The organism is Synechococcus sp. EJ6-Ellesmere (genome assembly GCF_024345875.1).
In the GTDB taxonomy this organism is placed as follows: Bacteria; Cyanobacteriota; Cyanobacteriia; order PCC-6307; family Cyanobiaceae; genus Regnicoccus_A; species Regnicoccus_A antarcticus.
Map to the genome: position 1 here is coordinate 1 of NZ_JAGQBY010000090.1, position 13,413 is coordinate 13,413.

Below are 13,413 nucleotides of genomic sequence, written 5' to 3' on the forward strand. Positions count from 1 at the left end.
GGCTGGGGGATCACCTGTTCCCCGTGTCGATCACCGGCGTGCTGGCCCATGGCCTCAGTGCCACGGCCCGCCGGGCGATCGAGGCCAAGCGGCCGGTCTGGGAGCCGCGTGGGGTGACGGTGCATGCGGCCCTTGAGCGCTACAGCCAGGCCCGCTTCCTGGTGGGCTGTGGCCAGGCCGATGCCCTGCTGGCGGTGGAGGAGCTGCCGGGGCACCACACCTACCGGGACTGGATCCTGCCGCTGCTGCAACTGCCGCTCTGGGAGGAGGTGCGGGTGATCGCCAGCGAACGGCTCAGCTGCTGCCTCAGCCGCAACGTGGCCGGCGCCTTTGACGGCGCCTACATCTCACCGGCCCTCAGCGAGCGCCGGGGCCGCCAGGTGCGGGTGCTCTATGACCTCAAGACCCTCTCGGCCCACGGGCGGCCCTATTCCACTGCCGCCCAGCTGGGGGGCTACATGGTGCTGGAGGCTGCCCAGGGGAACGCCTACGAGCTGGGCCAGACGATCTGGAGCAAGCCGGGCGAGGCGTTCACGAGCACCTTCTACAGCCGTGAGCAGTGCCTGGCGGCCTGGGCCGCCGCCTGGAGCCGCTACTGCCTGGCCCACAGGCCCTTCTGATCCTCAACCAGCACCCATTAGGAATTAACAGCTGCTGTGATTGCGGCTCATAGAGCAGAGCCCATACAGTGAACAGATCGCCAGGCTCCATTCCCATGGCCTGCTTGTTGTTGTGCCAGCCGTCATGACCCTCGCCCCTGCCGCTGCTGCTATCGCTGCTTCTGCTGCTGTTCCGGCAGTGGAGCCGATCGACGCCCTGCTGGATGCCGTCACCGCGCTCAAGGCACAGCAGAAGCAACTGGAGCAGGAGCTCGAGCCCCTGCTGGAGGCGCTCAGCAAGGCGATGGATGCCGGTGAGCTCGATCCGGCGTTCTCGCACAACGACTGGGCGTTCACTAACAACCCGGGCCGGCTGGGCTACGACTTCCCCCTGGCGGTGCAGAAGATCGAGCAGCAGCTCAAGGCCGCCCGTGATGCGGCGATCCAGCAGGGCAGCGCCACCGAGAAGCGCGGCAAGCCCTTCTGGACCATCCGAGCGCCCAAGGCACAGGCCCTGCCGCTCTGAGCCGATGCCCTTGCGGACCCACTGCCAGGTGCCTGTCGATCCGGTGGAGGACCTGCGCTGCGCTGCCAGCGCAGAAGACGACAACGGCCAGCCGCTCTATGAGCCCACCGATCCCACTCGGCCGATCGGTCATGCCAACCCCCCACGCCGGCCAAAGGGCATGGCGGCCCAACGGCCTCCCAGGCCCTCGCGGCTGGAGGTGGAACGGCGCGTCGCGCAAGCACAGCTCTGGGTGGCTCAGCGCCTACCTCTGGTGCAGATCATTGAAAATGCTCGTGAGAACTGGGGAATCCACAACACTCAGACGGTCAATAGATACCTCAACCTGGCGCGTGAGCGCATGGTTCATGAGCTGATCTCTGACCGGCGGCGCCACCAGGCCGAGCAGATCTTTGCTCTCAACGAGTGCGCCCGCCGGGCGATGGAGGCCGAGCAGTTCAACGCCGCCGTCGGCGCCTTCCGGGTGATCGCCGAAATCGGCGGGCTGCTGCGCGCACCGCTCAAAGCACCGGAGAGCCGACCTTGAGTTCGCCTGCCGCCGCAACTGCTGGCCTGCTGCTCGATCCAGCCGCCGACCTCTGGGCCGACTGGGGCCTGCTGGGCGTGCCGGATCCGCACCGGCAGCAGCGGCGCCACCTCCAGCAGGCCTTCCGTGATTTCATCACTGCCGCTTATCCCGGCTACGCCTTCCACACCTGGGCCGAGCGCCTGATCGCCCTGCTGCAACGCGTGGCCGATGGCGATCTCAACCGCCTGATCGTCTGCTGTCCGCCGCGGCTAGGGAAAAGCCTCCTGGTTTCCAAGCTGTTCCCCGCCTACTGGGTGAGCCGCTACCCGACGCGCTTCTGCGCGATCGCCTCCTACTCAGCCGAGCTGGCCTATGCCCACAGCCGTGAAGCACGCCACTACTACCGCACCTGCGGCCATGCCCTCTCCAAGGACTCCACCGCTGTTGGCAACTGGCTCACCCCAGAGCGCGGCGGCTGCATCGCCGCGGGTGTGCGGGGCCCCTTCACCGGCAAGGGCTATGCCCTGGGGATCATCGATGACCCCTACAAGGGTCCAGAGGACGCCAACTCGGCTGGCCAGCGCCAGAAGCTGATCGAGTGGTTCAAGTCGGTCTGGCTCACCCGATCAGAGCCTGGCGTGAACGGCGCCACCGCTGCCGCCCAGGTGGTGGTGCTGACCCGCTGGCACCAGGACGACCTGATCGGCTGGCTGCTGGAGCAGGAAGCGGGCGATGCACCGCAGCACTGGCATGTGCTGAATCTGCCGGCCATCGCCGAACCCAAGCAGCAGCAACTTCCGTTTCCGCCTACCTGCAGCGTGGAGCCCGACTGGCGCCAGAGCGGAGAGGCCCTCTGCCCGCAGCGGTTTCCGCCTCAGGAGCTGGAGCAGATCCGCATCCGCGCCGGCAGCTACTGGTGGAACGCCCTCTACCAGCAGCGGCCCTCACCGGCGGAGGGGCTGCTGTTCCAGCGCTCCTGGATCCGCACCTGCGCGGGCCGGACGGGCCAGCGGCCCTATGCGGCGGTGGTGCTCAGCTGCGACCTGAGCTTCAAGGGGGGGCAGGAGAACGACTACTGCGGCTTCTGCCTGCTGGGCCTGCTGCCAGACCCTGACTTGTGCCATCCCGTCGCCCAGGCGAAGGCCAGAGGTGAGCACCTGCACCCCACTGCCGCCCGGGTGCGGCCCCCGTCGCAGCCCATGCCATCGGTGGCGGCCACGGCCCAAGCCGATCAGCAGGGGGGCTTTGCCCACCGGATCGAGTTGCTCTGGAGCCAGCACCACCGCCTCGATCTGCCGGGTGTCATGAAATTCCTCAGCCAGACCCTGACGTCGCTGGGCCAGGGTCTGAGTCCCGATGCGGTCCTGATCGAGGACGCCGCCAACGGCCCGGCCGTCTGCCAGCTGCTCCGGCGCCAGATCCCCGGCCTGATCGCCGTGCGTCCGCAGGGCAGCAAGGTCAGCCGCGCCCATGCCGTGGCGCCACTGCTGGAGGCCGGCCAGCTGGCCTTCCGCAGTGGCAACGACGCCCTGATCACCGAACTGCTCGGCTTCCCCAATGCCGCTCACGACGACCTGGTGGATGCCTTCTGCCAGGGCGTGATCTGGCTACAGACCCAGCACTGGCGCGGCAGCGGCAAGGCCGCCCCCCGGCCGCTGCTGTTCTCCCGCTGAGGGGCCAAGCCCAAGCCATGAGACCCCTAACGATGCCCTCTCACCCAGCAGCACACCGCCCCAGGCCCCAGCAGGCCACCGCCCGGGTCACAACGCCCAGCAACCGGCGCGGCCCGTTGCGCTCACCCCATGCGGCTGCTGATGCCCTGGTGGTGGAACACCTGCCCTTTGCGGCGAAAGTGGCGGCCAACTACGCCCGCCGCACCGGCCACCCCAGGGAAGACCTGGAGCAGCTGGCGGCGATCGGTCTGATCAAGGCCTCACGCCGCTACGACAACCAGCGGGCCGGCCGGAGCCCCAATCACTTCATCGCCTACGCCAGGCCCTACGTGAACGGTGAGATCACCCACTACCTCCGCGATAAGGGGTTCCTGATCTCGGTGCCGGGGCGCTGGCGGGAGCTGCATGCGCGAGGGCAGAAGTTGCTGCGGGAGGGAACAGCAGGCCACGAGATTCCAGAAAGGCTCGGCATCACCGTCGATCGCTGGGCTGAGATCTGCCAGGCCTGTGCCGTTCGCGTGGTGGCGATGGCGGTCAGCGCTGATGAGGAGTCGGGGGGTTAACGCTGCACCTGAGTGGCAAGCGCCCACGCTGGTGTGAACCAGCACCTTGTTCGCCGACTACTTGTCTTCTGGAAAGGCGCGGTAGTAGTCGGCGCGCAGCTCATCGTGATAACCCCAGCCAATATGGGCAGAAGACCTCATAATGGCTTCCAGTCTCACTTTGAACGCGTCTCGGCTTGCGTCGGGCAAACTGCAAACCTTTTCGATGGCGCGACGATACATCAGGTTCAGGGCAGCGTAGAATCCTTCATCGATATCGCCGTAGTCGATCGTCAAGGCGTTTCCTTGCTCCACGAAAAAAGTCATCAGCTCCGCTTCTCCCAATGCATCGCCGACGGCCTTGCTGTAGTCACTGATGGCTTTTTTGGCCCTTGCAATCTGGATGGGCTTGTTCTTATGAACATCCGGGTACATGCATTCGTCGATAATTTTCTTGTAGAATTCCAGCGGGTCCTGGACGACCGCTAGCCGTACATGAAGAAAGGCCTGATTCTCCTTGGAAAGCCGATATAGGTCTGCGACCAGGTTGACCAGCTGAGGTGCGTCCAGCTTTGTAGCCTTGCTCTTGACGTCTGACCAGGACGCCCCAGCCTTGTTCACTTTCTTCATGGGCTATGCCTCTGATTCCTGTCTTTTACCAACGCTCCAGATCAGTGGCGGGAGGTGATCGACAGGAGCGACGAGAGTAGCGCTCCCGATCACTGCATCTGGATGTTCGGCAGATCAAGCATACTATACAACGAAGAAGTTAATTAGCTCTTTAAGTGAGATAATCTTTTGGGCAAGGTATTCAACTTGACCAATCGCCGTCATGTTCCAGTAAGCGGATGATTTGTCAAGATTTAACGTGAGGCGGAAGGCGGTATTGGGCATTTTATTTGTTGATCGCATATGGTCTACTTGAGCGGATGATATCCTAGGATTACTGGCAAGGATGCCTGATATCAGCTCCGTTCTCTTAACGGCAAAAGACTCTTTATAATTCCTGGCGAGTGACAGTATTGCATTAGAGTTGATGGATGGATTCATAATCCAGCTAGTCATAATCCAGTGATAGAAGCGTGGCTGATGCTCTATCTTGGCATACATCTTAAATGATAATTCGGCATTTTTCCTGACTAGATCTTCAAACTCTTCTGGCTGCTGCTCAATTCGCTCTAGCATGGCTTTTTGAGATGGCCGTAGCTCGGCATTAATGCAGATATCAAGCCCAGTCTCTCCTGCTATAACGGATATATTCGGCACATCATTTTTGGGCATATCGTTCGCAGATCCGAATCTGTAAGCCCACCAGACTCCACCGCGACATGCTTTTTCTGCTGCATTGTCTGGCGTCTGATTTTCTATATACCAATCATGTGAACTCGCTCTGGTTATACCAAACGGCATGATCTCGTAGTCTGAAAACTCTGTTGCTAGAATCTTCAGCGTGCCATGTAGCGCTCGCTCCTTGTAAGCCATCCCCCGAGGAGATGCCGCCCCAGCAACGTCTTCAAATAGAATAGGCTCATTCCGGCCTAATGCACTGGCAAAAGACTGTTTGTCTTTTGCTATTTTCTCGAACTGCTTCGAGTCTTTAGCAAGCTTCTTTCCTGCTTCGATTCCTGCAAGACAGTCGAAGTCAAGTTCAATGCACCGAATTCCAATCTCCTCTAGGAATGCAGATCTCCAAGCCGGGATTGATGGTGAGACAAGGATCATATGCAGCGTTTCCGAACCCATCCTGTCACGAAGTAATCCATAATACTCAACGATCTGGCCAATATGCTCACACTGAATAGTGGTGTTCTTGATTTCAATGATATGCGTATGTCCGTTTACAACGAAGAGCAGATCAATCCGCTTGCCATGGACGCAATACTCTTTGTGTTTCTCGGAGACTGACTGAGATGGGAACAGAACGCTAGGATTGTCAAATAGATAATCCTGAATGTCCCTTTCTTTCATGGCTGACTCCTGTTGGATTTTGTCGAATGCTCAAGATCAGTGACGGGGAGTAGGCCATGCATCCACCAGGCATCCTTTTCCACGGCCGCTTGATCTTAATGCTAGGCCTGGCAGGCACGTCGCCAAACTGGACACAACCGATAGGAAGACAATGAGCGCGATCCTCAGCCCCTGCGGGAACTACCGCTACAGACTCGAGCGTACCGTCGGCATGGAAGGACCGGTGTATGCCTTCTTGGGCATCAACCCAAGCACGGCAGACGCCACCCAGGATGACGCCACGGTGCGCAAATGGATCGGCTTCACCAAGCAATGGGGAGGTAGCCGATTCATCGTTGGCAACGTGTTCGCCTACCGCGCCACCGATGTGAGGGATCTCGCAATGGTCGACGACCCCTATGGGCCAGAGATCGGCGACCACATCACCAGCATCATCGAAGACGCGGACATCCTGGTGCCCTGCTGGGGCAACACCACCAAGGTGTCGCCGAAGCTGCAGGACGCATTTGATATTTTGATGGATGCCCTGATGTCATCAGGTAAACCAGTCATGCATTTCGGCCTCACGATTGCGGGCAACCCTCGGCACCCGCTGAGGCTGGGCTATGCCACGCCGCTTTTGGCCTGGGGCGACCCCGCGATAGACGAGGCCTAACGTTCGCGATCACCTGGCCGCTATGAGGTTGTGAAGGTGGCAGGATCATTCCACAACAGTTCAGGTGGATGGTGTTGTTGGTCTTCAGTAGCTGACCTAGCATCTTAGTTACTTCTTGGCCATAAGACAATCAAGCCAATGCCAGAGCAGCAACAATCAGCATTTGATCTTCTCTTGCTGCGCCGGAAGTGCGAAGCAGTCCTGTATAGCTTTGAGATGGCCATTGGAGAGCAAATCCTAAAGCGCATCGCCGACATTGAGGAATTACCAAACTCCATAACTGATCCTATCGTACAGAGAATAACGGCAACAGGAGATGAGGCTGTTTCAGTAAAGCGGATAATTGAAGAGACGTACTTTCAGGAAGTGTGTGATATGCTTCCAATGATACTAGAAGGCAGCCTTCGTGCTGACGCAAAGCAGCTTAAGGGACTTGTGGAGGTCTTGTGCATTCCTAATGTCAGAAATGCAATTAGCCATCCCAATAGACAGTTTCATGAGTCTTATTGGTTTTCTGTGGCAGCACTAGCTTCGTCACCAGCTGCTCAACGGCTTGGACTTGAAGCCGCTCGAAATGCTCTTCTCGACGCAGAAGCGGGAAAACTATACACTCCACCAGAGAAGTGGATCAGTCGAAACCCATGGCGCATTCCAAGTAATCTACCAAAAGAGAGTGACTTTGACTTTGGTGGGACAGGACTTGTCGGACGTGAAAAGATATCCGAAGAGATTAAAAGCGCATTGAAACGAAAGCGAAACAATCTTGTATCAATTGTTGCACCTGGCGGTACAGGAAAAACTGCGCTTGCCTTAAGCCTGCTTAACGAGATAACCCAGACTCCTGAATACTTGACTTCATTTACAGATGTTTTATTTTTCAGTGCCAAAGAAGAAGCGCTAAGTGCTGCTGGAGTTGAGCCAGTAACATCTAAATCTTCATCTTTGAGCATCATTAAATCTTCAATCGACTCCTATCTGTCTTCGGTTGGCAAGGCGTTTGAAGACGGCGACGGCACCAAGCTTCTCATTTGCATTGATAACTTGGAGACCTTGATTCGGGATAAGCCTGACGAGTTTGATCAGTTTTATGAAGAAACTATTCCGGACGGCTGGCTATTGCTTGTTACCAGCAGAGTTTCTGTCAATAACTCAAGGGTATTTTCTTTATCTGATCTTGATCAGAAAGCTGCTAGGCACCTCGCGCGAAGGTACTCAGCTCTCTTAGGGTTAAGCCTACGATCTCAAGAGGAAATTGATACCATTGTGACTATTGGGAAAAATAACCCTCTCTCAATCAAATTAACGATTGAGTATTTGGCTCTATCTCCAAGCAGTATCACCGAAGCTGCGGCTCAAGCGAGGAACGCTACTACTGATTTTGCATTTAGGAATCTTATTTCGTCTCTTTCCACGAATAGCAAGAAAGTACTAGAATGTATATTCGCGGCCGGCCATTCTGTTAATAGGAATGAGGCATGCCTTCTTCTTGATATGACAATGGAGGATGTTTCGGAAGCTGTCATGGAGCTTAGGCGAACTTCTCTGGTTAACTTCTTTCATACAAAGGAAACAGAAAACGTTGAGATTCAGCCTGCCGCCCGTGACTACATGGTCAGTTGTCCTGTTGATCTTGAGGCTAGGAACCTTGTGGAGCAGCGCAAGGTCAAAGGACGTGTCCAGCATGATCAGTTCAGTTCAGAGCGTTCCTCTCCGCTCCATCCTGAGTATCTACCAAGCGACTTAGATTCTGTGCATTCAGCTAGAGTACGTGAGTTATTCGACTGTCTACGTTCACGAGACCGTCAGCAGTGGGATGTTGCGCGGAAGAAGGCAGAAGCTTTTAGTAACGTTGGCAATTTTCCAATTTACAAGAGAATCGAAGGGATTGCAAGATCTCGGCTTAGGGACCTCCCTGGATCAATAGACTGTTTGAGAAGTGCTCTTGATGCTGGCGACAAAGCCTCTGGTCTTAGGCTTTCTTATTTATATAGGACATCGTCAGACTTTGATAATGCTACCAAAGTAGCAGAGAGGTTATGGAAGGAAATTGGTGAACGCGAGTTGCTGTCTGATTCTGTTACCGCTCGGCAGCTAGCCTTAAACTACTTTGTTCCTCTTATCTATATGGGTGAATATCAAGAGGTCCTTATTAATTCTGAACGGTTTCTTGGCTCGGATAGAATAGCCGCTGTGATTGGCTCTATCCGTGCTCAGGCATATAGAGAACGTGCCCAGTCTGTGATTCGCGACTCTACAGAAGCGACTGACTCCTGGACAGCGGATATGATTAGTGCAATCGCAACCCTCAACTCTGTCTTTGCCCAGTTTGGTTATCGCGGCGAGCAATCAGAGGAGGCTTGGAAGCTTGTTACATCATTATCTGGTCATATCCGTAGTTTCTCATCTCTCGCAACAGTTCAAGAAGTCGGCCTCGCGCTTGTTGACTTCTGTGTTGCGCACCTTAGTTTTGTCAAAGCTTCCTGCGACAAGGCCAGTTCTGACAGATGCCGTGACATTGCCTTGAGCCTGAACCGATTCAAGACTACGTCTAATGCAGAAACTGTCTCAAAGATGATTGATTACTGGAATGCACTTACGGAGAAAGTAGCTGAGAAGATAGAATCTAAATCGGCTGATTCTATTATAGTCACTGTTGGTAAAATTCCACGTAACAGGCTTGATACCTCTAAGCACGCCCCATTCATGTTCGGAGAAGACGAGCAGGGCAATAGATTCTATATCCACCAAGGGGTCATGGAGTTTGGCGACCTTTTGTGGAATGAGGTAGAAGCTGGGGATCTTCTGGAGATTCGTGTAGATAGATCCGAGGACATTCCTCTTGATGACTACGGACGTCCGAAAGCTATTGAAGCGATATCCGCAAAGTATCTAGGGTGAACTTTTCTAACCTGCTTTGCTGCGGCTTTATTTGTCAGTAAGACAAGCGCTGCCCCTGAGTGGCAGGCAGGAAGTTGGTGGTTGTGAAGCTGAGTGCTTGCGGTGGCCTGACTACTCGAGGGGCCGGTTAGACATCCATCAACTCACTGAGCCTGGGTTCTTAATCATCCGCTTAATCCTTTCAACCGTGTTTCGAACATCATCGACCAATGCTCTTCCCTCCCGCGCAGTGTCGACAAGCTTATCTTCGAACTTCTTTATAGTGTCCTCATGATAAGGATCATCAATATGTCTGCAAACAGAGTGCAGCGTCTCGTTTCTTTTGACTCGCCACTCATCCAGCCGGCCCGCGAGCGCCTTTACTTGCGGATCCTCTTCCTGGACATGCTTCCTAAATCTATCAATTAACGATTTGAAAGAGTCTCGTGGATTTACGTTAATTCCCTTCGAAAAAAGACATGACAGAAGGCGCCCCGAAAGAATGCTCTCTTGAATCGTTATTGCTTCCATTAGCCAGCCTTCTTCCATGGCTTCATCCATTCGCTTGAATGCGTAACGGTACCTGAGATTCGCGCCGATCATCTTCATTGGCTTGGAAGCTGAGTTGCGAGAATAATAGTGATCAATGACCTCGGTTGTCACCGTTGGGACTGAGGCATGGGTATGTCTAACCTGTCCTTCGGTGGTTTCTGTGAACCACTCCGAGGGGTAAATCTCTTTCCGATATCCAGACGCAGATCATGGGCTGCACGGGTTGAGCCGGTTGTGATTGCAGTGGTTTTTAGCTGATCCCCTCAAACCGTAGGACGTGTTCGCGGGTCTGAGAACCACCCGGAACCAGACCCCTTGGCCCTACCGCTATCTGCTCGAGACCAGCCGCCCTGGTCGATGCGCGACACCGGCAATAGCCAACAGCCGCTGATCGGGCTTGTCCCAGCTCTCCTCGGATCGCCTCCCCTGGCCGCTTCACCCCACCCTGGCGGCTCTGCTGCCCCGCCTGCAGCTGGTGCAGGACTGCTGGCACCTTCTCGCCGGCCCCAACGGGGCAGGCCGTAAGGAGCGTTACCTCCCCCGCGGTGAACGGGAGCCTGAATCCGCCTACCGCCGCCGGGTGGAGGGGGCCCTGCCCTCGGGTTTCTTCCGTGATGCCTTGCGCACCTTCGCAGGAATGCTGGCCTCCAGCCACTGGCGCGAGCTTCCGGCCTCGCTGCAGAGCGTGATCAGCGATGTGGATGGCTGCGGCACCGACCTGGGCGTGTTCCTGGAGGCTGCTGACCTGCTGGTGCTGCGTGATGGTGCGGCCCTTGTGGGGGTGATCCCTCCGGCCCACCTCTGGCCCAGCGAGGGGGACCGGCAGCAGGCTCTACGCAATGGCGATCGGCTGTCGTTGCCGCGGCTGCTGCTGCTTGAGCGGGGCGACGTTCTCCATTGGCACCTTCCCGGCAACCATGCGCTGCCGGATGCGATCACCTGGCGCGAGCGGCGCCCCAATGCCACCACCCCGGCCACCGACACACAGGCGTCACAGGATCCACCGCCCCACCGCTGGCAGTACCTGACGGCCTGCCTCGATGCCCAGGAACCCGGAGGGCCAGGCATGACCTTGATCACCGAGACTCTGGTGGCCGATCCCCAGGCGCCCACCGGCTGGCGCAAGCAGCGCCTGGACCAGCGCCACTACCGCGGCATCAGCCAACTCCCAGCCATCTGGTACGCCAGCCATGGCGCGCCATTCGGGGAAGGGGAGCTGCCCCACTTGGGCCTGGCACACCAGTACCTCAACCACTTCCGCTGTCAGAGCGACTACCAGGAGCTGCTCTACCGAACAGCGCTGCCGGTGGGTGTGCGCACCGGTGTGACCGGCCCCATGGCCTCGGGTCAGCCGAGTGAACCAGTGGTCCTGGGTCCCAACACCGTGATCGACCTGCCGGAGGGTGCAAGCTTCCAGTTCGTGGAGATCCAGGCCCGCTCCCTGGCGGAGCATCGCGCCTGGCTGGAAGTGCTCGATCAGGGCATGCGCCGCGATGCCCTGATCCCGGCTGCCGCCCAGGGGGCACCGCGCACGGCGACGGAGATCTCGATGGCTGCCTCGCAGGCCTACGCGCTGCTGCAGAGCCAGGCGATCCAGAAAGCCTCGATGTTTTCCTCGCTGCTCCAGCACTGGTGTGCCATCACCGGCGAGCCTTTGCCTTCCCAGGAAGGACCGGCCCTGGTGGTGGAGATCAGCCCGCTGGCACCGGCACCCAAACCCCAGCCCACCGTGACGGAGATGCTGCAGCTGCACGAGAGGGGCATCGTCAGCGACGCCGCCCTGCAGCAATGGCTGGGAGATCTGGCCGGTGTGGCACCAGCACCCACCTAACCCGGCGAATCCTTCCATGAGCGGAAGGCCTGTTCAGGGCACCAGATCGCGGCAATGGAATCGCCCAGGCCCCGCGTGCGGCCCTGTAGGTGCTCCATCCCCACCCAGGCGCAGACCAGGGCATCGAGGCTGTCTTCCAGCGGCTTGAGGGCAGCAAGTGCGGACACCTGCTCAGGCTCCGGCAGAGGTAGGGCAATGGCCCCGATGTGCTGATCCAGGGCGGCTCGGATCTGCCGGAACTCCACCAGCAGCCGGCGGATCCTCTCGGAAACCGGCAACTGTTCAGCCTTCCAGTACCGAAGCGAGCGGCTGACCTTGTAGGGAACCCGGTAGTCGCGCTGCAGCAGCGCCAGCAGGGCGACATGGGGATAGACCTCGATCACCCCGCAAGGCCCAGGGCAATCTGTGGCGGTGCACAGGGGGTAGCCCCTGCTCTGCAGCTCCTGACGGATCCGGTCAGCGATGGCTCCAGGCCGCTGAGCCGTAGGGCTATGGACGGCGCAGCCCCGGTTGCCGAACAACCGAGATACCTCACGGTCGGCCACACGTCGCTTGGCGATCGGCTCGGTGGAAAGCGGCATGTCGAAGGCGATCAGATCCACCGGCCGACCGCCAAGGCGTTCAGCGGCGTCCAGCAGTGCATCGATCTCTGGACTGCTGCCCTGCGGCCGTGCCGCCCAGTCCACAGGGGTGCCATGGGCCAGGTTGATGAAGCTCTGGTAGCTGGGAGCCAAGGCCACACTCGACCATGCATCTCCGCGCTGATGTACCAGGGCCACACCACTGGGCTGATGCGCCGTCCAGGCCGCATCGATCCCCAGCACCAGGCCCCCGGCAACAGGAGTTGTCCTCTCGATGGCCACCGCCGTGCCGGATTCACAAACCCTGGCTGCAATCTGGCAACCCGGCGATCAAGAGTCGATCCGGCAGGCCCTGGCCCTACCGGCCACTGTTCCCTGCCTGGATGCCATCGGCCGGGCGATGGCGGATCTGGAGCGCCACCACCCCGCCGGCGTGCTCTGCGCCCGCGCCCTGCTCGATGCAGTGGCCCTGATCGATCAGCAACTGCTGGCGGCCGGCCCCGAGCATGAGCAGGCGATCGAAAAGCACAGCCACTCGGGACCGATCGCCGGCTCGGTGGCAGCCGCCGGTGACGCGCCACTGCAGAAGGCGGATGTGATCGCCTACGACACCGCCCTGTTGCGCCAGGAGAGCGAAACCGTCTACGCCAATCCCCGCTCCAGCTCGGCGGCCCTGCTCAGCCAGCGACGGCGCTACGGCGAGCAGCTCCTGCTGCTCTTGCCGGCACTCGCCAGTTGGGTTCAGTTCAGAGCTGCCGCCGCCGGATCGATGGGCAGCACGGCCCTGCTGCGGGGTTGAGCGATGGCGATGACCAGCCCCCGTCTTTTCACCAGCAGCCAGCACCAGCGCAATGCAGCGTTGTGGGGCCCCACTCCCCTGCAGCCCTTCGCCAATGCCCGCCTGCTGCTGGCCGAGAGCGCCATCCCCGGCGACACCACCTCTGCCGTGCTCGCCAGCCACGTGCTCGAGTGCTTCCTCGAGCGCGCCAACTACATCTCCGCCAAGGAGAACGGCCCGGGAGTGGACACCGGTGACTTCACCTACAACGGCACCCTCTGCCGCAGCGCCCGCCTGCCGCCCAACCCCGGTGCCCTCTGGCT

At 58.8% G+C, this 13,413-nt stretch carries 14 protein-coding genes; 10 read left to right on the top strand and 4 right to left on the bottom strand.

The features are described from left to right. The 5 genes from KBY78_RS10775 to KBY78_RS10795 all read left to right on the top strand — a co-directional run. Positions 1-620 (top strand): hypothetical protein (locus tag KBY78_RS10775; RefSeq protein ID WP_255143582.1); only part of this gene is annotated, 620 nt, incomplete at its 5' end. A gap of 124 nt (positions 621-744) precedes the next feature. After that, entirely contained in the window at positions 745-1,125 is a 381-nt protein-coding gene (locus tag KBY78_RS10780) for a hypothetical protein (protein WP_255143583.1), read from the top strand. A gap of 4 nt (positions 1,126-1,129) precedes the next feature. After that, entirely contained in the window at positions 1,130-1,651 is a 522-nt protein-coding gene (locus KBY78_RS10785) for a hypothetical protein (protein WP_255143584.1), read from the top strand. Beyond that, the gene (gene terL / locus KBY78_RS10790) at positions 1,648-3,306 is read left to right on the top strand and encodes a phage terminase large subunit (protein WP_255143585.1); all 1,659 of its coding nucleotides are present in this window, start codon (positions 1,648-1,650) and stop codon (positions 3,304-3,306) included. Before KBY78_RS10785 ends, terL begins: the two co-directional genes overlap by 4 nt. Before the next feature lie 32 nt (positions 3,307-3,338). Then, positions 3,339-3,869, top strand: a complete 531-nt coding sequence (locus KBY78_RS10795) for a sigma-70 family RNA polymerase sigma factor (protein ID WP_255143586.1) — start codon at positions 3,339-3,341, stop codon at positions 3,867-3,869. 57 nt (positions 3,870-3,926) lie between these two features. On the opposite strand, the gene KBY78_RS10800 is transcribed toward KBY78_RS10795, so the two are convergent. Both KBY78_RS10800 and KBY78_RS10805 read right to left on the bottom strand, forming a co-directional pair. Further along, on the bottom strand, positions 3,927-4,478 hold the full coding sequence (locus KBY78_RS10800) for a hypothetical protein (RefSeq protein WP_255143587.1): 552 nt from the start codon (positions 4,476-4,478) through the stop codon (positions 3,927-3,929). Between the two features lie 123 nt (positions 4,479-4,601). Next, a complete protein-coding gene (locus tag KBY78_RS10805) occupies positions 4,602-5,816 on the bottom strand; it encodes an endonuclease NucS domain-containing protein (protein ID WP_255143588.1) in 1,215 nt (404 codons plus the stop codon). Between the two features lie 151 nt (positions 5,817-5,967). On the opposite strand from KBY78_RS10805, the gene KBY78_RS10810 reads away from it, so the two are divergent. Both KBY78_RS10810 and KBY78_RS10815 read left to right on the top strand, forming a co-directional pair. Next, complete coding sequence (locus KBY78_RS10810; protein WP_255143589.1) at positions 5,968-6,471, top strand: DUF1643 domain-containing protein; 504 nt, start codon at positions 5,968-5,970, stop codon at positions 6,469-6,471. Positions 6,472-6,687: 216 nt separating this feature from the next. Further along, positions 6,688-9,369: an ATP-binding protein gene (locus KBY78_RS10815; RefSeq protein ID WP_255143590.1), complete on the top strand. Its 2,682-nt coding sequence runs from the start codon at positions 6,688-6,690 to the stop codon at positions 9,367-9,369. Between the two features lie 138 nt (positions 9,370-9,507). Here the strand turns inward: KBY78_RS10815 and KBY78_RS10820 are convergent, their stop codons facing one another. Beyond that, a complete protein-coding gene (locus KBY78_RS10820) occupies positions 9,508-10,011 on the bottom strand; it encodes a hypothetical protein (RefSeq protein ID WP_255143591.1) in 504 nt (167 codons plus the stop codon). A gap of 286 nt (positions 10,012-10,297) precedes the next feature. Between KBY78_RS10820 and KBY78_RS10825 the strand changes: the two genes are divergently transcribed. Continuing rightward, a complete protein-coding gene (locus tag KBY78_RS10825) occupies positions 10,298-11,731 on the top strand; it encodes a DUF4055 domain-containing protein (RefSeq protein WP_255143592.1) in 1,434 nt (477 codons plus the stop codon). Here the strand turns inward: KBY78_RS10825 and KBY78_RS10830 are convergent. Next, entirely contained in the window at positions 11,728-12,594 is an 867-nt protein-coding gene (locus tag KBY78_RS10830; RefSeq protein ID WP_255143593.1) for a DUF429 domain-containing protein, read from the bottom strand. The genes KBY78_RS10825 and KBY78_RS10830 overlap by 4 nt on opposite strands. 4 nt (positions 12,595-12,598) lie before the next feature. Between KBY78_RS10830 and KBY78_RS10835 the strand changes: the two genes are divergently transcribed. Together KBY78_RS10835 and KBY78_RS10840 are read left to right on the top strand one after the other, a co-directional pair. After that, a complete protein-coding gene (locus tag KBY78_RS10835) occupies positions 12,599-13,111 on the top strand; it encodes a hypothetical protein (protein WP_255143594.1) in 513 nt (170 codons plus the stop codon). Between the two features lie 9 nt (positions 13,112-13,120). Beyond that, positions 13,121-13,413 (top strand): hypothetical protein (locus KBY78_RS10840; RefSeq protein WP_255143595.1); only part of this gene is annotated, 293 nt, incomplete at its 3' end.